This is a genomic window from Streptomyces sp. WAC 01529, from assembly GCF_003945545.1.
In the GTDB taxonomy this organism is placed as follows: domain Bacteria; phylum Actinomycetota; class Actinomycetes; order Streptomycetales; family Streptomycetaceae; genus Streptomyces; species Streptomyces anatolicus.
On the sequence record NZ_CP029617.1, the window covers coordinates 7,311,021 to 7,328,278 of the forward strand.

The following is a 17,258-nucleotide window of genomic DNA, read 5'->3' on the forward strand; positions in this document are numbered from 1 at the left end:
GCGCAATGATGCTCCTTGTGGCGCTCCGCACAGCGCCGTGACCGTACCCCAATTACTTACGCTGGAGTAAGTTTCGGTGACGTGATCTCCACCGAATCTGTACGCGGCGTGCAGACCTGCGCCGACGGGAAACGGCCCCCTACCGCCCTCCGGCGCCCACTGCTGCCTTGCGCCCCCGGTCCGGAGCGCCCGGGGCCGCCGAGCCCGTGACGCCCGGCCGCTGACCCGACGACGTACGCACCATGACGAGTACCAGCACCCCGGCCACGAGACCCGTGACACCGGCCGCGAGCGACGCCCCGTTCAGGCCCGCCGCGAACGCGGCCCGCACGGAGTGCTCGGAGAGCGTGCCGCTCAGGGCGGGGGCGCCGCCGCCCGCGACGGCGTGCGCCGCGTCATGGCCGAGCGAGTCCGCCATGCGGGAGGTCAGGACCGTGCCGAACAGGGCGACCCCGACCGCGTATCCGAGCTGGCGGAAGGTGTTGACCGCGCCGCCCGCCATCCCCGAGTTCGCGGGCGGCACCGCGGCGAGCGCGGCCCCCGCGAGCCCCGGCGCGACCAGTCCCGTACCGATGCCCGCGATCGTCAGCCCGGGCAGGAGCGCGTTCCAGGACGACCCGGCGTCGAGCACCGCCATGCAGAGCCCGCCCGCGCCGATCAGCAGCAGCCCGACGCCGATGACCAGGCGCGGCGCCACGCCGTGCAGCAGCCGCCCGCTGATCGCCGCCACGACGAACGAGGTCGCCGCGAGCGGCAGCAGCACCAGGCTGCCGCGCACCGCGCTCATGCCGAGCACGGTCTGCAACCAGATGGAGATGTACGGGATGACGCCGAACGCCGCCGCGTTGTAGCCGATCGCGCCGAGCAGCACCCCGGTGAACGCGGGCTTGCGCAGCAGCCGCAGATCGAGGAGCGGATGGGCGGTGCGCCGCTCGACCTGGACGAAGCAGACCAGCGCGAGCACCGAGACGACGAAGGCCGCGACGGTCGCCGCCGACGTCCACCCCTCGGTCCCACCGCGCAGGACGCCGTACGTCCCCGCCCCCGCGATGCAGGCGAAGGCGGCCGTGCCCGCCCAGTCGACCCGGCGCCCGGCGGGGCCCCTGGACTCCGGCACGACCCGCAGCGTCAGCCAGATGGACGCCACGCTCACCGGCAGGTTCACGAAGAAGATCCACCGCCAGCCGGGCCCGGCGGTGAGCAGCCCGCCCACGATCGGCCCGAGCGCGGCGGACGCCCCGCTCACCGCGCCCCAGACGCCGAGCGCGACGGACCGCTCGCGGTCCTGGTAGGCGGCGGCGAGCAGCGGCAGGGTCGTCGCGAACATGGCCGCGGCGCCAAGACCCTGCACGGCGCGGGCCGCCACGAGCACATCCGCGTTGGACGCGAGGCCGCAGCCCAGCGAGGCCAGGGCGAAGAGCGCGGTGCCCATCACGTGGAGCCGCCGCCGGCCGAGCACGTCGGCGGCGGCGCCGACGCCGAGCAGCAGCGCGGCCAGCGCGAGCGCGTACCCGTCGATGACCCATTGCAGATCGGCGAGCGAGGCGTCCAGCGCCCGCGCCATGTCGGGCAGCGCCACCACCACGATCGTCACGTCCAGCAAGAGCATGAATGTCCCGAGAGACACCGCTGTGAGCGGCCCCCATGTACGCATTTCCGTCTTCCTCCGGCTCAAGGTCCGACGCGTGTGCGTCTTCTCGTACGATGAGGCCGCGCCGGACGATCCCAGCGGTACGGGCCGCTCAAGCGCATGGAATCGACATATAGGGGGCCTGTAACGGTGGAATCCGAAGCCTTCGACGAGCTGGACCTCAAATTGCTCCACGCCCTCGAAGTCGACGGCAGGGCGCCCTTCAGCCGTATCGCCGCCGTCCTCGGCGTCTCCGACCAGACCGTCGCGCGCCGCTTCCGCCGGCTGCGCGCCGAGGCGGGCCTTCGCGTCGTCGGCGTCCGCGACAGCGCGCGGCTCGGCAGGGACCAGTGGATGCTGCGCCTGCGCTGTACGCCAGACGGCGCCGAGGCGATCGCGGCCGCCCTGGCCCGCCGCCCCGACACGGCGTGGGTCCACCTCACGTCGGCCGGCACCGAGGTGGTCTGCATGACGCTGCCCCGCGACCCGGGCGACTACGACGACCTGCTCTTCGGCAAGCTCCTGCGCACCCGCAAACTCATCGAGATCACCGCACACCAGCTCCTGCACTACTTCTACGGCGGACGCACCGGCTGGATCGGCAAGCACCGCCCGCTGACCGACGAGCAGGTCGCCGCCCTGCGCCCGACCGGACCGCCGACCGCCCCCGGGCCGGGCCCCGCCCCCGTCAGCATCGCCCCCGAAGACGAGCCCCTGGTCGCCGCCCTGAAGGCCGACGGACGCGTCACCTACCCCGAACTCCAGCGGCTCACGGGCCGCTCCGAGTCCGCGGTCAAACGCCGCGTCGCCGCGCTGCTCGGCTCCGGCGCGCTCTACATCGACACCGAGTACGACACCGCGTACTTCGGCTTCGCCACCGCCGCGATGCTCTGGGTCACCGTCGACCCCGGAGCCCTGGACGAGGTCGGGCGGGCGATGGCCGGGCACCCCGAGATCGCCCACGCCTCCGCGGTCACCGGGTCCGCCAACCTGATGGCGACCGTCGTCACCCGCGACACGGCGGAGCTGTACACCTATCTGAGCGGCAGACTCGGCCCGCTGGACGGCGTGCGGCACATCGAGTCCGCGCCCCTCCTGCGCCGCTTCAAGGAACTCACCTACCCGCGCCCCCTGCGCTAGGGCCTGTCCCGCCGCATGACCCGCCGGACAGGCCCTAGGCCCCGCGCCGCAGCCGGTCCCCGCTCGCCAGGATCGCCGCCGCGAGCGCGTCGGCCGCCGCCTGGTCGGCGGCGCGCCGCTCGCCGTGCAGCAGGACGAAGTCGACCGAGCCCAGTTCGGGCAGGCCCGCCCGGTCGGAGACGCGGACCAGGCCCGGCGGGATCAGGCCGCGCGAGTGCGCCATCACGCCGAGGCCCGCGCGGGCCGCCGCCACCAGGCCGTTGAGGCTGCCGCTCGTGCAGGCCACGCGCCAGGGACGGCCGCGCCGCTCCAGCGCCTCGAAGGCGAGGGCGCGCGTGATGCCCGGCGGCGGGTAGACGATCAGCGGCACGGGGCGCTCGGGGTCCAGGCGCAGCCGCTCGGAGCCGATCCACACCAGCTCGTCGTGGCGGACCAGCTGGCCCCGCGGGTCCTCCGGGCGCCGCTTGGCGAGCACCAGGTCGAGCTTGCCCGCGTCGAGCCGCTCGTGCAGCGTCCCGGACAGCTCGACGGTCAGCTCCAGATCGACGTCCGGGTGGGCGTGCCGGAAGGACTCCAGGATGTCGGTGAGCCGCGTCAGGACGAAGTCCTCCGACGCCCCGAACCGCAGCCGCCCGCCCAGCCGCGTCCGCGTGAAGAAGGCCGACGCCTGCTCGTGCACGGCCAGGATGCGGCGGGCGAAACCGAGCATCGCCTCGCCGTCCTCGGTCAGCTCGACGCTGTGGGTGTCGCGGGTAAACAGTCGGCGCCCGGTCGCCTCCTCCAGACGGCGCACGTGCTGGCTCACCGTCGACTGGCGCAGGCCGAGGCGCCGGGCGGCCTGCGTGAAGCTCATCGTCTGGGCGACCGCGAGGAAGGTGCGGAGCTGCGAAGGGTCGTACACGAGAGTCAGCCTAGACCCGCTCATCGTGTTTCGTGATGACAGTCAGAACGGTGTACGGGATTCCTGATCGTGCCAGGTGGGCGGAGCATGGAGAAGGCATGTTCCCGTACCGACAGCATGGAGCCCCGTGAAACGCCTGAAGTGGCTGGCCTGGATGCCGGTCGACCCGTACATCGTGGCGTTGCTCGCGACCGTGGGCGTCGCGGCGCTCGTCCCCGCCCGCGGCGGCGCCGCCGATGCCGCCTCGGGGGCCTCCACCGCCGCGGTCTCGTTCCTCTTCTTCCTCTACGGGGCCCGCCTCTCCACCCGCGAGGCGCTCGACGGGCTCAAGCACTGGCGGCTCCACCTCACGGTCCTCGCCTGTACGTTCGTCGTCTTCCCGCTGCTCGGGCTCGCCGCCAAGGGCCTCGTCCCCTACGTCCTGACGCCCGCCCTCTACAGCGGCTTCCTCTTCCTCACCCTGGTGCCGTCGACGATCCAGTCCTCCATCGCCTTCACCTCCATGGCCCGCGGCAACGTGCCCGCCGCGATCTGCGCGGGATCCTTCTCCTCCCTGGCGGGCATCGTGCTCACCCCGCTGCTCGCGGCCGCGCTGCTCGGCGGCACCGGCGGCGGCTTCTCGGCGGACTCCGTCGTCAAGATCGTGGTGCGGCTGCTCGTGCCGTTCGTCGCCGGGCAGCTGCTGCGCCGCTGGGTCGGCGGCTTCCTCTCCCGGCACAAGAAGGTCCTCGGGTACGTCGACCGCGGGTCGATCCTGCTCGTTGTCTACACCGCTTTCAGCGAGGGCATGGTGCAGGGCATCTGGCACCAGGTGACCCCGCTGCGGCTGCTCGCGCTGCTCGGCGTCGAGGCGGTGCTGCTCACCGTGATGCTGGTGTTGACCTGGTACGGCGCGAAGCGGCTCGGGTTCGGCCGCGGCGACCGCGTCGCGATCCAGTTCGCCGGTTCGAAGAAGTCCCTGGCCGCGGGGTTGCCCATGGCGAGCATCCTGTTCGGGGCGCACGCCTCGCTCGCCGTGCTGCCGCTGATGCTCTTCCACCAGATGCAGCTGATGGTCTGCGCGGTCATCGCCAAGCGCCGCTCGCGCGATCCGGTGGGCTTCGGCGGCGAGGAGGCCGTCAGCGGGGCTCGGCCAGGCGGAGCGAGACGAACCGCGGCCGGTACAGCGCCACGTTCCGGTTGATGTTCGCCTGCGCGCTCGCGGGCACCGGGTCCAGCCAGTTGACGTCGTAACTCAGCACCACGCGCCCGTCGCGGCCGAGCGCCGGATGGGCCTGCGGGTTGTAGGCGGCGGTGTCCTGGCGTGCCGCGCTGTCCTTCGGCAGGGGCGCCTCGAAACCCTTGGCGGGGCCGTGCCAGGGGCCGGTGGGCGAGCACGACCAGTACGAGGTGACCTCGGTCAGGCCCTTGGCGCCCGCGGCCATGGTGAACAGCACATACGTCCCCTCGTCGCGCACCACCGTGAACGCGCTGCCCACCCCCTTCCGCCTGCCGTCCCCGAGCACCGGCCGTGACGGGCCCTCGCCCCACTTCTCGCCGTCCCAGTACTCCCACGCGGCGGCCTCGGCGAGCCGCCCGTGCGGGACGCGCGCCACATGGGCGTGCGAGGAGGGGCGCGAGGTGGCCTGGGCGTCGGTGCCGCCGAAGACGTACGTCCAGCCGTCGTCGTCGACCGTCGCCGTGCCGTACAGGACCCGCTTCTCCGGGTCCGCGACGCGCTGCTGGTCGGACACCTTCACGATCCCCTCGACGCGCAGGTCGGGCAGGGAGAGCGTGGCGACCTCCGTGGCCATCGGGACGCCGTAGATCCAGGGGCCCTGGCTCGCCATGCGGTTCCACAGCAGGACGCGTACGACCTTCTCGTCCGAGGCCAGGGAGCGGGGCTCGACCCGTGCGGCCACCGGCCAGCGCCACTGCTGGGGCGCCGGGTCGGTGAAGAGCGGGGCGGGCAGGGTGCGCTCCAGGGTGCCCGAGCGGGACATCACCACGGCCGAGTTGCGGACCATGGGCGCGTTCGGGTCGCGCCAGGTGTGCGGCTGGCCCGCCGTGTTGGGCGGCGCGTGGACCTGGCCGAGGAGGGTGTCGGAGAACAGCCACAGCACGCGCCCGTCCGGCAGCCGCACCGAGTGCGTGCCGTCCCCGCCCGTCCAGTCGTCGGTCCGCGTCCCGTCGTCGCCGTAGCGCGTGAACGCGCCGGTGACCTTCTCCTCGGCGGACCAGGACGCCACCGTGCGGGGCCGGCACGCCGTGCTCGCGCCGTCGCCGTCGCCTCCCCGGTCGTCTCTGGGCAGGACGACGAGCAGGACGGCCGCGAGGGCGAGGGCGAGCAGCAGGACCAGCCAGATCCTGCCGCCCACCCCGTGGTGACGTTCTTGGTCGGACACGCCGGGGACGTTAGTTGCTGCCGCGCACGCGGTCCATGGGAAGCCGGACGACGGTGTCCCGTGTCACAGGGGCGGCGGTGGTGCGCAGGGCCTCCACCTCGGCGTCGCTCAGCGCCCTGTCGTGGACCCGCACCTCGTCGATCGCCCCGGTGAAGTGGGCCCGGCTGTCGAGCCGCTGGCCGATGTGCACGCCGAAGGGCGAGTTGCGGGAGACCGAGCCGGGCACATCGGCGGAAGTGATCTGCGTACCGTCGACGAACAGCGTCAGGCGGCCGTCGCCGCGGCGCAGCGCGATGTGGTGCCACTGGCCGTCGTTGTAGGCGCTCGTGGTGCGCACGGACGCGGACCGCGGGGGCGTGGCGCCGTCCCGTGTGGTGATCAGGCCCGTGACGCGGTTGCTCGCGGGCTCGCCGCGCAGCCACACCTGCGGCTGGTTGGTGCCGATGCCGCCCATCCAGAGCAGCGGCTGCTCACCGGTGGCCGCGGAGTAGCGGAACCACAGCGAGGCGGTGAAGTCGCGTGACACCAGCGGGAGTTGACGGCGGAAGGGCAGTCGTACGGCGTCGTCGGTGCCGTCGAAGGAGAGGGCGCCGCCGAAGCGTCCCTCGGTCTCGCGCGCCCCGCCGAGCACGGACGCCGATCGGGCCCAGGGGGCGTGGTCGGGGGTCTTCGGGTCGGGACCGCGGCGCGGCTTGAGCCAGTCCTCGGTGAAGCGGGCGAAGCGGATCTCGTCGCGCGCGTCGACCGCGCCGCCCTCGTACAGCAGGCCGACGTGCGCGCCGTCGGCCCGCACCAGGTCGGAGTAGCCGGACCAGTCCGTGGTCACCGTGGTTCCCCGGTCGACGCTGTCCCAGGTGCGGCCGCCGTCGTAGGAGGAGCGGATCTGCATCGTGCGGCGCCGGTCGGGGTCGCCGGGGCAGCCGAGCAGCATCCGCTTGCCGAACTGCAGGGTGGAGCACTGCACTTGGGGGGCGTACAGATCGGGGATCGCGCGGAAGGGCGCGGCGAAGGAGTCGCCGCCGTCGCGGCTCACCGTGTGCGAGCGGTGGCCGAGGTCGGTGCCGTCCTGCTCGCGGCCGCTGACGTACACGGTCCCGTCGGGCCGCTCGGTGAGCGTCATCTCCGACGGCTTCTGGCGGAAGATGCCGTCCTGGCTTATCGGATACGAGTCGGTGGCGCCGATCCTCCAGTGGTCGCCGCCGTCGTCGCTGACGGCCAGCGCGGCGTGGTTGGCGGTGACCCGGCCGCCGTCCCACGTCTCGGCGTTGACGGCGAAGGCGAGCCGCCCCGCGTGCTTGCCGCGGGAGAGCTGGATGCCGTGCACGGGACCGGTCGCGTACCAGGAGTTCCAGTGCTTCGGCAGGATCTCGTCGCTCAGGTCGCGCGGCCGCGACCAGCTGCGGCCGTCGTCGTCGCTGTACTGCATGTGGGGCGTGCGGTCGCACGGCACCGAGCAGTTCGCGCCGTCCGTGCGGCCGGTGTTGTACGTCTCCGCCAGCAGGACGCGCCCGCTCCGGCGGTCCACGACCGGCGCCGGGTTGCCGTGCGTGTCGCCCGCGCCCTCGTTGATGACCTGGAGCGGCCCCCAGGTGCGGCCGCCGTCGTGCGACCGCTTGAGCACCAGGTCTATGTCGCCCGCGTCGCTGCAGTCGTTGACGCGGCCCTCGGCGAAGGCGAGCAGGGTGCCCTTGGTCGTCCGCACGACGGCGGGGATGCGGAAGCACGCGTATCCGGGATCCTGGGAGGCCTTGAACAGCACCTGCTGCTCGAACGCCGCCGGTGCGGGATCCGCCTGCGCGGCGGGCGCGGGCAGCAGGGCGCCGAGGGCGATCGCGGTCACGGCGGCGACGGCGGTGCGGAGGGGTCTGAGACGTACTCGGAGGCTCGTTCTCGACGACATGGTGCGGCCCGCCTTTCCTGGCGACGGCTGTGGCGACGGCGAGGACAAAGGGACGTCCTGACATCCCACGTCCTACGTCCTGCATGCGCGCCACAGACGGTACTGGCGGCCACCGCGCCTCACAAGAACCGTGCGCCGGAGGGCCCCCGCGCGCCGCGCCCGCTCATGCGTGCGCCGCGGAACAAGTCATGCGCCGCAAGGCAAGTGACGGGCCGTCACGGGCGAGCGCCGCGGCCTCCAGCGCGCACCGCGCGTGCGCGGCGGGCCGCGCTCACCGCTGGCCGGGCGCCGGATCAGCCCTGGGTAGCCCCTGCCGGGAAGGCGAGGCGGTGTTCGCCCGCGTATACGTTCATGGAGGAGCCCCGCAGGAAACCGATCAGCGTCAGACCGGTCTCGGCGGCCAGGTCGACCGCGAGCGAGGACGGCGCGGAGACCGCGGCCAGCACCGGGATGCCCGCCATCACCGCCTTCTGGGCCAGCTCGAACGACGCGCGGCCCGAGACGAGCAGGATCGCGCGCGACAGCGGAAGCCGCCCCTCTTGGAGCGCCCGGCCGACGAGCTTGTCGACGGCGTTGTGCCGCCCCACGTCCTCCCGTATGTCGAGCAGCCGCCCCTCCTCGTCGAAGAGCGCGGCCGCGTGCAGCCCCCCGGTCCGGTCGAACACACGCTGCGACTCGCGCAGCCGGTCGGGGAGGTCCGCGAGCAGCTCGGTGCCGACGCGTACCGGGGGAGTGTCGGCGATCGGCCAGCGCGCGGTGGTGCGCACCGCGTCGAGGCTCGCCTTCCCGCACAGCCCGCACGACGACGTCGTATAGACGTTCCGCTCCAGGGTGATGTCGGGCAGGACGATCTCCGGGGACGTGCGCACATCCACCACGTTGTATGTGTTCGAACCGTCCTCGGTGGCGCCGGCGCAGTACACGATGTTCCGCAGCTCTCCGGCGTCCCCGAGGACCCCCTCGCTCACCAGGAAGCCCGCCGCGAGCGCGAAGTCGTCGCCCGGCGTGCGCATGGTGATGGCGAGCGGCTTGCCGTTCAGCCGGATCTCCAGGGGCTCCTCGGCGACCAGGGTGTCGGGCCGCTCGGTGACGCGTCCGTCCCGGATCCGGATGACCTTGCGTCGCTCCGTGACTCGTCCCATGTCCTGATCAGTCCCGGTTCTGTACGTGCTGGCAGCCGAATCGGCCCTTGAAGCGGAGGGGGCCTCTCCCCGCGCCCCCGCCCTCATTGTCCCTGCGCGCCGCCCGAACTCGCACACAAGGTCACCCCCCTCGTCAGAGGGTGATCGGATCATGAGAAGCATCCAAAGCGCGCCCGCCTTTCCTGTCGCTTTACGTGCCCTGTTACCGGTGAGTCGCTGACCACACTGGAGGGTCCCGCATCTCCGGCAACAAGGGGGACCCGTACATGCACGGCTCGCGCATCGCCGCTCTCGGCCATTACCAACCCGCCAAGATCCTCACCAACGAGGACCTGGCGGGCATGGTCGACACCAGCGACGAGTGGATCCGGTCCCGGGTGGGCATCCGCACCCGTCACATCGCGGGGCCCGAGGAGCCGGTCGACGAGCTGGCCGCGCACGCCGGGGGCAAGGCGCTGGCCGCGGCGGGCCTGACCCCCGACGCGATCGACCTGGTCCTGGTCGCCACCTCCACGGCCATCGACCGCTCGCCGAACATGGCCGCGCGGGTCGCCGCCCGGCTCGGCATCCCCTCGCCGTCCGCGATGGACATCAACGTCGTCTGCGCGGGCTTCACGCACGCGCTCGCCACCGCCGACCACACCGTGCGGGCCGGGGCCGCCACCCGCGCCCTGGTCATCGGCGCGGACAAGATGTCCGAGGTCACCGACTGGACGGACCGCACCTCCTGCGTACTGACCGGTGACGGCGCGGGCGCCGTCGTCGTCGAGGCGTGCGGGCCCGGCGAGGAGCCCGGCATCGGGCCGGTGCTGTGGGGCTCGGTGCCCGAGATGGGCCACGCCGTCCGCATCGAGGGCACCCCGCCGCGCTTCGCCCAGGAAGGGCAGAGCGTCTACCGCTGGGCCACGACCCAGCTGCCGCCGCTGGCCCGCGCGGCCTGCGAGCGCGCCGGGCTCACCCCGGCCGACCTCGCCGGAGTCGTCCTGCACCAGGCCAACCTCCGCATCATCGAGCCGCTCGCGGAGCGCATCGGCGCGGTGAACGCCGTCGTCGCCCGCGATGTCGTCGACTCCGGGAACACCTCGGCGGGAAGCATCCCGATGGCCCTGTCCAAGCTCGTGGAGCGCGGGGAACTGCGCTCCGGCGACCCGGTCCTGCTCTTCGGCTTCGGCGGGAACCTCTCGTACGCGGGACAGGTCGTCCGCTGCCCGTAGCGGCGCTCGCCGGGTCCGAGGGGCGCTCGCCGGCTCCGTAGGGCGCTCGCTAGCTCCTGGCGCCGAGTACCGCCTGCGTCTGCGTGGTCTGACCTGCCAGCCGACCTTGATCGTCGTACATCTCGGTCTGTACGACGATGAAGGAGCCGCCGATGTGCAGCGGGCGGGCCACCGCGCGGGCCGTTCCGGAGCGCACGGCCCGCAGGAAGTTGGTCTTGGACTCGATCGTCGATGTCGCCGCGCCCTCGGGCAGGTTGAGGAACGCGCACACCGCGCCGACCGTGTCGGCGAGCGTCATCACCGCCCCGCCGTGCAGCACGCCGCCCACCGTGCACAGTTCCGGCGACCACGGCAGGGTGCCCTCCACGCGCTCGGGCCCCGCCTCTTCGAAGGTGATGCCGAGGTGCCCGGCGAAGGGGACGAGGGAGAGCAGGTGGGCACGCGGATCGTTCTGGGCCAGGGTGTCCGACATGAGGCGACCTTCCACTGGGGGGTGGCGGACCACCATCGTGCGGTACGTCTCCCGCAGGCGTCGATTACCTCAGAGGTAAGCCGGGCACGCACCGGAGTTGCTTTGTCCTGTGACTGGAGAAAGCCATGGGCAATTCGCGCGCAACTTCTTCCCAGCCCCGGCACGCGCTGCTACGTTCCCCTCGAAAGCTCGAAGGAAGCCCGATGAGGCGGGGAGGGGCGCGTGAGACGTATGACGGCTCGACCCGCCAACGCGCACCAGGCGCGGCTGCTGCGGCTGTTGCGGGACGGTGGTCCCAACTCCCGTGCGCAGCTGGGCGATCAGGTCGATCTCTCGCGCTCCAAGCTGGCCGTCGAGGTCGACCGGCTCCTGGAGACCGGACTCGTGGTCGCCGACGGTCTCGCCGCCTCGCGCGGCGGCCGCCGCTCCCACAACATCCGGCTGGCCCCGGCCCTCCGTTTCCTCGGCGTGGACATCGGCGCGACCTCCGTCGACGTCGCGGTGACCAACGCCGAGCTGGAGGTGCTGGGCCACATCAACCAGCCCATGGACGTGCGTGAGGGCCCGGTCGCGGTCTTCGAGCAAGTCCTCGCGATGGCAGCCAAGTTGAGGGCGTCCGGGCTCGCGGAAGGATTCGACGGCGCCGGCATCGGCGTCCCCGGGCCCGTCCGCTTCCCCGAAGGCGTGCCGGTCGCGCCGCCGATCATGCCGGGCTGGGACGGTTTCCCCGTCAGGGAGGCCCTCAGCCAGGAGCTCGGCTGTCCCGTCATGGTCGACAACGACGTGAACCTCATGGCGATGGGGGAGCAGCACGCGGGCGTCGCGCGCTCCGTGGGCGACTTCCTCTGCGTCAAGATCGGCACGGGCATCGGCTGCGGCATCGTCGTCGGCGGCGAGGTCTACCGCGGTACGACGGGCAGCGCCGGCGACATCGGCCACATCCAGGCGGAACCGGACGGGCGCCCCTGCGCCTGCGGCAACAGGGGCTGCCTGGAGGCCTACTTCAGCGGCGCGGCGCTCGCCCGCGACGCGACGGAGGCGGCCACGCAAGGGCGTTCGGCGGAGCTGGCCGCGCGGCTCGACGAGGCGGGGCGGCTCAGCGCCGTCGACGTCGCGGCGGCCGCCGCCGCCGGTGATGCCACCGCGCTCGACCTCATCCGCGAGGGCGGCAACCGCACCGGCCAGGTCATCGCGGCCCTCGTCAGCTTCTTCAACCCCGGCCTCGTGGTGATCGGCGGCGGCGTGACCGGCCTCGGCCACACTCTCCTCGCCGCGATCCGCACGCAGGTCTACCGCCAGTCCCTGCCGCTGGCGACCGGCAACCTCCCCATCGTCCTCGGCGAGTTGGGCCCCACCGCCGGTGTCATCGGCGGCGCCCGGCTCATCAGCGACCACCTGTTCTCCCCGGCCTGACCGGCACGCAAGTCCCACAGAGCCACCGCACCCAGCACCCAGCACAGCGCACTGCTCCGCCCTGCCCCGAAACCGCGGCACGCCCCGCCCTGATCCGCGGCACCGCCCTGCCCTGAGACCGGCTCGTACGCACCCGCCTGGGGGAACCGCCATGGCACCAGAACCACCGCTGCTCACCATGTCCGGCATCACCAAGTCGTTCCCCGGCGTCCGTGCCCTCGACGGAGTCGACCTCCAGGTCCAGGCCGGTGAGGTGCACTGCCTCCTCGGCCAGAACGGCGCCGGGAAGTCCACGCTCATCAAGGTCCTCGCGGGCGCCCACCAGCCCGACGGCGGCGAGATCCGCTGGCGCGGCGAGCCCACCGCGCTCCGCTCGCCCCTCGCGGCCATGCGGCTCGGCATCGCCACCATCTACCAGGAACTCGACCTGGTGGAGCACCTCTCCGTCGCCGAGAACATCCACCTCGGGCACGAGCCGACCACCGCGGGGTTCTTCGTGCGCGGACGGGCGGCGAAGGCCTCAACAGCCGCTCTCCTGAGGCGACTCGGGCACGCGGAGATCGATCCAGGGCGGCTCGTCGGCGACCTCTCCGCCGCCCAGCGGCAGATCGTCTCGATGGCCCGCGCGCTCTCCCACGAGGTGCGTCTGATCGTCATGGACGAACCGTCCGCGGCCCTCGACCCCGACGAGGTCGACAACCTCTTCCGTATCGTCGGCGACCTCACCGCGGACGGTGTCGCCGTCGTCTACATCTCGCACCGCCTCGAAGAGATCCGCCGCATCGGCGACCGCGTCACCGTCCTCAAGGACGGACGCGCCGTCGCGGGAGGGCTGCCCGCGAAAACCACGCCGACCAGGGACGTCGTGGCGCTCATGACCGGCCGCGATGTCGAGTACGTCTTTCCGGAGAGGCCCGCTGAACGGGCCTCGGCCGAGCCCGTCTTGACCGTCCGCGGCCTCACCCGGCACGGAGAGTTCGCCCCCCTCGACCTCGACCTGTACCCCGGAGAGATCGTCGGCCTCGCCGGACTCGTCGGCTCGGGCCGCTCCGAGATCCTGGAGACGATCTACGGCGCCCGCAAGCCGACCGCCGGACAAGTAGCCGTCCAGGGCAGGGTGTTGCGCCCCGGAAGCGTCCGGGCCGCCGTCCGCGCGGGCCTCGGCCTCGCACCCGAGGAGCGCAAGGCGCAGGCCCTGCTCATGCTGGAGTCCGTCACCCGCAATGTGTCCGTCTCCTCCATGTCCCGCTTCTCACGCGGCGGCTGGCTGGACCGGGGAGCCGAACGGAACGCCGCGCGAGCCGCCACCCGCGAACTGTCGCTGCGCCCCGACGACCCCTCCGTCCCCGTGCGCACCCTCTCCGGAGGCAACCAGCAAAAGGCCGTCCTGGCCCGCTGGCTCCTGCGCGGCTGCCGCGTACTGCTCCTCGACGAGCCGACCCGCGGCGTCGACGTCGGCGCCCGAGCCGAGCTGTACGCGGTGATCCGCCGCCTCGCCGACGAAGGCCTCGCCGTGCTCCTCGTCTCCAGCGAGGTGCCCGAGGTGCTCGGCCTCGCCGACCGCGTCCTCGTGCTCCGCGAAGGCCGCGTCGTGCACACCGCGGCCGCCCGTGACCTCGACGAACACCGCGTACTCGACCTCGTCATCGAAGGGAGCCCGGCGTCATGACCCAGCCCGCCCCGGCGGCCGAGGCCGCCGCCCGCAAGACCGCGCCCGCCGACAGCGGCGGCAGCCCGTGGCGCGCCACGCTGGCCCGCGCCGACCTCCGCACGCTCTCGCTGGTCGGCGTGCTCGCCGCGCTGATCCTGATCGGCGGCGTCACCCAGCCCGACTCGTTCCTTGACACCGACAACCTCCAGCTGATCCTCACCCAGGCCTCCGTCATCGGCGTCGTCACCGTCGGCATGACGTTCGTGATCATCTCCGGCGGCATCGATCTGTCGGTCGGCGCGATCGTCGCGCTCGCCTCGGTGTGGGCCACGACGGTCGCCACCCAGGAGTACGGCTTCGCGGGCATCCTCTTCACCGCCGTGGTGGTCGGCATGGGGTGCGGCCTGGTCAACGGCGCGCTCATCGCGTACGGCGGGGTAGTGCCGTTCATCGCCACCCTCGCCATGCTGGCGGCGGGGCGCGGGCTCGCCCTCCAGATCACCGACGGCAAGACCCAGATGGTCACCGTCGACGGGGTGTTGCGACTCGGCGAGCGCGACTCCTACGTCCTTGGCATCCCCCCGCTCGTCCTGGTCTTCGCCGCCGTCACCGTCGTCGGCTGGCTGCTGCTGAACCGCACCACCTTCGGCCGGCGCTCCGTCGCGGTCGGCGGCAACGCGGAAGCGGCGCGCCTCGCGGGCATCGACGTACGCAGACAGCGGCTGTATCTGTATCTGCTCTCCGGGCTGTGCTGCGGCATCGCGGCGTTCCTGCTGATCGTCCTCGCCGGATCGGGCCAGAACACCAACGGCAACCTGTACGAGCTGGACGCCATCGCCGCCGCGATCATCGGCGGCACCCTGCTCAGCGGCGGCCGGGGCACCATCACCGGCTCGGTGCTCGGCGTACTGATCTTCACCACGATCACCAACATCTTCGCGCTCAACAATCTGGAGACCGCCACCCAGCAGATCGCCAAGGGGGCGATCATCGTCGCCGCGGTGCTGGTCCAACGACGCACGGCAACCACTCCTTGAGACCGGCAACCACTTCTTGAGACCGGCATCCACCGTCTGAGCTGAGGGGTACACCCATGCCATCCCACACGAGCCGCAGAGGCCTCCTGTTCGGAGCCGCCGCGCTCTCCTCCGGAGCCTTCCTGGCGGGCTGCACCAGCAACGACCCCAAGGAGGAGGGCTCGAACGACAAGGACCAGCAGGTCGCCGACGACAAGCCGGGCAAGAAGGTCACCATCGGCTTCGCCGGGCCGCAGGCCGACCACGGCTGGCTCAACGCCATCAACGACAACGCCAAGGAGCGGGCGGAGAAGTACTCCGACGTCACCCTGGAGGCCACCGAGGGCTCGAACGACACCGCCACGCAGATCGGCCAGGTCGAGACGCTCATCAACAAGAAGGTCGACGTCCTGGTGATCCTGCCCGCCGACGGCAAGGCGCTCACCCAGGTCGGTCTGAAGGCCATGAAGGCGGGCATCCCCGTCGTCAACCTCGACCGCGTCTTCGCCTCCCCGCAGGCCTACCGCTGCTGGATCGGCGGCGACAACTACGGCATGGGCCTGAGCGCCGGCCACTACATCGGCGAGAAGCTCAAGGACAGGAAGAACGCCCGCGTGGTGGAGCTGGCCGGGCTCGACAACCTCGAACTGACCAAGCAGCGCACCAAGGGCTTCGACGACGCCCTCAAGAACTACCCGAACATCAAGAAGGTCGCCCGCCAGGCCGCCGAGTTCACCGTCGAGTCGGGCCAGTCGAAGATGTCCCAGCTCCTCCAGGCGCAGAAGGACTTCGACGCGCTGTGGAACCACGACGACGACCAGGGCGTGGGCGCCCTGCGCGCGATCAAGCAGGCGGGCAGGGACGACTTCCTGATGGTCGGCGGCGCGGGCGCGCTCTCCGCCTTCCAGGCCATCGAGTCGGACGACAGCGTCCTGAAGGCCACCGTCCTGTACCCGCCCACCATGGCCGCCTCCGCGATCGACCTGGCGCGCGCCCTCGGGCAGGGCAAGGGCGTCAGCGGCATGGCGGAGTTCGAGATCCCGTCCTTCGTCACCTGCTACTCCGCCGTGGTCGACAAGGACAACGTCGACCAGTACATGTCCACCGGCTTCAAGTGATGCGCGTGTCCGCACCCCCCACCGAGCGTCGACGACGAGGAGGAGTACCGCATGCGTGAGACGGAAGCGTCCGGCCCCGGGGCCGATTCCAAGGCGGCGGGGAAGCGGCCGCTGGGAGTGGGCATGGTCGGGTACGCCTTCATGGGCGCCGCCCACTCCCAGGGCTGGCGCACGGTGGGGCGCGTCTTCGACCTGCCGGTCGATCCGGTGCTCGCGGCCGTCTGCGGGCGCGACGCGGGCGCCGTGCGCGCCGCCGCCGACCGGCTCGGCTGGGCCGCCGCCGAGACCGACTGGCGGGCTCTGATCGCCCGGGACGACGTCGACCTCGTCGACATCTGCACCCCCGGCGACAGCCACGCGGAGATCGCCGTCGCGGCCCTGGAGGCGGGCAAGCACGTACTGTGCGAGAAGCCGCTGGCGAACACCGTCGAGGAGGCCGAGGCGATGGCCGAGGCCGCCGAACGGGCCCGCGCCCGGGGGCAGGTGGCCATGGTCGGCTTCAACTACCGGCGCGTGCCCGCCCTCGCGCTCGCCCGGCGGATGGTCGCCCAAGGGCGGCTCGGAGCACTGCGGCACGTGCGCCTGACGTACCTTCAGGACTGGCTGGTGGACGCCGACTTCCCGCTCACCTGGCGGCTGATCAAGGAGCACGCGGGCTCAGGGGCGCTGGGTGACCTGGGGGCGCACATCGTCGACCTCGCACAGTATCTGGCGGGGGAGCAGGTGGCCGGAGTGTCCGCGCTCACCGAGACCTTCGTACGCGAACGGCCGCTGCTGGAGGGCGCTTCCAGCGGGCTCACCGCGTCGGGCGGCACGCGGCGCGGCACGGTCACGGTGGACGACGCGGCCGTCTTCACCGGCCGCTTTCCCTCCGGCGCGCTCGCCTCCTTCGAGGCGACGCGTTTCGCGGCGGGCCGCAAGAACGCGCTGCGCCTCGAACTGAACGGCTCGAAGGGCTCGTTGGCCTTCGACCTGGAGCGACTGAACGAGCTCTCCTTCCACGACCACACCGAGCCCGCCGCGTCCTCCGGCTTCCGCCGGATCCTGGTGACCGAACCGGAGCACCCGTACCTGGACGCCTGGTGGCCGCCCGGCCACGGCCTCGGCTACGAGCACACCTTCGTGCACCAGGCCCGCGACCTGCTGCACGCCATCGCCACCGGGACGCGGCCCGAACCGTCCTTCGCCGACGGGCTCTGCGTGCAGCGGGTGCTCGCGGCGGTGGAGGAGAGCGCGGCGAAGAACTCCGTGTACACCCTGATCCCCACGTGATCGCC

At 72.3% G+C, this 17,258-nt stretch carries 14 protein-coding genes; 8 read left to right on the plus strand and 6 right to left on the minus strand.

Translation table 11 applies throughout. The features are described from left to right. Positions 1-139: 139 nt before the first annotated feature. Entirely contained in the window at positions 140-1,654 is a 1,515-nt protein-coding gene (locus DMA15_RS32470; protein ID WP_125516254.1) for an MFS transporter, read from the minus strand. A gap of 96 nt (positions 1,655-1,750) precedes the next feature. Between DMA15_RS32470 and DMA15_RS32475 the strand changes: the two genes are divergently transcribed. Continuing rightward, positions 1,751-2,770, plus strand: coding sequence for an AsnC family transcriptional regulator (locus tag DMA15_RS32475; RefSeq protein ID WP_125516255.1), 1,020 nt, complete (start codon positions 1,751-1,753; stop codon positions 2,768-2,770). 34 nt (positions 2,771-2,804) lie between these two features. Here the strand turns inward: DMA15_RS32475 and DMA15_RS32480 are convergent, their stop codons facing one another. Then, complete coding sequence (locus DMA15_RS32480) at positions 2,805-3,671, minus strand: LysR substrate-binding domain-containing protein (protein WP_125516256.1); 867 nt, start codon at positions 3,669-3,671, stop codon at positions 2,805-2,807. 154 nt (positions 3,672-3,825) lie between these two features. On the opposite strand from DMA15_RS32480, the gene DMA15_RS32485 reads away from it, so the two are divergent. After that, positions 3,826-4,854 carry a bile acid:sodium symporter family protein gene (locus tag DMA15_RS32485; protein ID WP_206302979.1) on the plus strand — a complete coding sequence of 343 codons (1,029 nt, stop codon included), beginning with the start codon at positions 3,826-3,828 and terminating at the stop codon, positions 4,852-4,854. Here DMA15_RS32485 and DMA15_RS32490 read toward each other — a convergent pair. From DMA15_RS32490 to fdhD, 3 genes are all read right to left on the minus strand, one after another. Then, the gene (locus DMA15_RS32490; RefSeq protein WP_240660066.1) at positions 4,790-6,055 is read right to left on the minus strand and encodes a DUF4185 domain-containing protein; all 1,266 of its coding nucleotides are present in this window, start codon (positions 6,053-6,055) and stop codon (positions 4,790-4,792) included. The two genes, DMA15_RS32485 and DMA15_RS32490, sit on opposite strands and share 65 nt — an antisense overlap. Positions 6,056-6,065: 10 nt before the next feature. Beyond that, positions 6,066-7,955, minus strand: coding sequence for a sialidase family protein (locus tag DMA15_RS32495; protein WP_125516258.1), 1,890 nt, complete (start codon positions 7,953-7,955; stop codon positions 6,066-6,068). 293 nt (positions 7,956-8,248) lie between these two features. Continuing rightward, on the minus strand, positions 8,249-9,097 hold the full coding sequence (gene fdhD / locus DMA15_RS32500) for a formate dehydrogenase accessory sulfurtransferase FdhD (protein WP_125516259.1): 849 nt from the start codon (positions 9,095-9,097) through the stop codon (positions 8,249-8,251). Positions 9,098-9,363: 266 nt separating this feature from the next. On the opposite strand from fdhD, the gene DMA15_RS32505 reads away from it, so the two are divergent. Then, complete coding sequence (locus DMA15_RS32505) at positions 9,364-10,311, plus strand: beta-ketoacyl-ACP synthase III (protein WP_125516260.1); 948 nt, start codon at positions 9,364-9,366, stop codon at positions 10,309-10,311. A 49-nt stretch (positions 10,312-10,360) separates the two neighbouring features. Here DMA15_RS32505 and DMA15_RS32510 read toward each other — a convergent pair whose 3' ends face one another. Then, complete coding sequence (locus tag DMA15_RS32510; RefSeq protein ID WP_125516261.1) at positions 10,361-10,783, minus strand: PaaI family thioesterase; 423 nt, start codon at positions 10,781-10,783, stop codon at positions 10,361-10,363. Between the two features lie 231 nt (positions 10,784-11,014). On the opposite strand from DMA15_RS32510, the gene DMA15_RS32515 reads away from it, so the two are divergent. From DMA15_RS32515 to DMA15_RS32535, 5 genes are all read left to right on the plus strand, one after another. Further along, a complete protein-coding gene (locus tag DMA15_RS32515; protein ID WP_125516262.1) occupies positions 11,015-12,196 on the plus strand; it encodes an ROK family transcriptional regulator in 1,182 nt (393 codons plus the stop codon). Positions 12,197-12,347: 151 nt separating this feature from the next. Further along, positions 12,348-13,865, plus strand: a complete 1,518-nt coding sequence (locus DMA15_RS32520) for a sugar ABC transporter ATP-binding protein (RefSeq protein WP_125516263.1) — start codon at positions 12,348-12,350, stop codon at positions 13,863-13,865. Further along, positions 13,862-14,884: an ABC transporter permease gene (locus DMA15_RS32525; RefSeq protein ID WP_125516264.1), complete on the plus strand. Its 1,023-nt coding sequence runs from the start codon at positions 13,862-13,864 to the stop codon at positions 14,882-14,884. Before DMA15_RS32520 ends, DMA15_RS32525 begins: the two co-directional genes overlap by 4 nt. Positions 14,885-14,940: 56 nt before the next feature. Continuing rightward, entirely contained in the window at positions 14,941-15,981 is a 1,041-nt protein-coding gene (locus DMA15_RS32530; protein WP_125516265.1) for a substrate-binding domain-containing protein, read from the plus strand. Between the two features lie 51 nt (positions 15,982-16,032). After that, on the plus strand, positions 16,033-17,253 hold the full coding sequence (locus tag DMA15_RS32535) for a Gfo/Idh/MocA family oxidoreductase (protein ID WP_125516266.1): 1,221 nt from the start codon (positions 16,033-16,035) through the stop codon (positions 17,251-17,253). Positions 17,254-17,258 lie beyond the last annotated feature (5 nt).

Bases quoted from the DNA above. Each gene is read 5' to 3' on its own strand.
- DMA15_RS32470 (WP_125516254.1), bottom strand. From the start codon at position 1,654: ATGCGTACATGGGGGCCGCTCACAGCGGTGTCTCTCGGGACATTCATG.
- DMA15_RS32475 (WP_125516255.1), top strand. From the start codon at position 1,751: ATGGAATCGACATATAGGGGGCCTGTAACGGTGGAATCCGAAGCCTTC.
- DMA15_RS32485 (WP_206302979.1), top strand. From the start codon at position 3,826: ATGCCGGTCGACCCGTACATCGTGGCGTTGCTCGCGACCGTGGGCGTC.
- DMA15_RS32495 (WP_125516258.1), bottom strand. From the start codon at position 7,955: ATGTCGTCGAGAACGAGCCTCCGAGTACGTCTCAGACCCCTCCGCACC.
- fdhD (WP_125516259.1), bottom strand. From the start codon at position 9,097: ATGGGACGAGTCACGGAGCGACGCAAGGTCATCCGGATCCGGGACGGA.
- DMA15_RS32505 (WP_125516260.1), top strand. From the start codon at position 9,364: ATGCACGGCTCGCGCATCGCCGCTCTCGGCCATTACCAACCCGCCAAG.
- DMA15_RS32510 (WP_125516261.1), bottom strand. From the start codon at position 10,783: ATGTCGGACACCCTGGCCCAGAACGATCCGCGTGCCCACCTGCTCTCC.
- DMA15_RS32515 (WP_125516262.1), top strand. From the start codon at position 11,015: ATGACGGCTCGACCCGCCAACGCGCACCAGGCGCGGCTGCTGCGGCTG.
- DMA15_RS32520 (WP_125516263.1), top strand. From the start codon at position 12,348: ATGGCACCAGAACCACCGCTGCTCACCATGTCCGGCATCACCAAGTCG.
- DMA15_RS32525 (WP_125516264.1), top strand. From the start codon at position 13,862: ATGACCCAGCCCGCCCCGGCGGCCGAGGCCGCCGCCCGCAAGACCGCG.
- DMA15_RS32530 (WP_125516265.1), top strand. From the start codon at position 14,941: ATGCCATCCCACACGAGCCGCAGAGGCCTCCTGTTCGGAGCCGCCGCG.
- DMA15_RS32535 (WP_125516266.1), top strand. From the start codon at position 16,033: ATGCGTGAGACGGAAGCGTCCGGCCCCGGGGCCGATTCCAAGGCGGCG.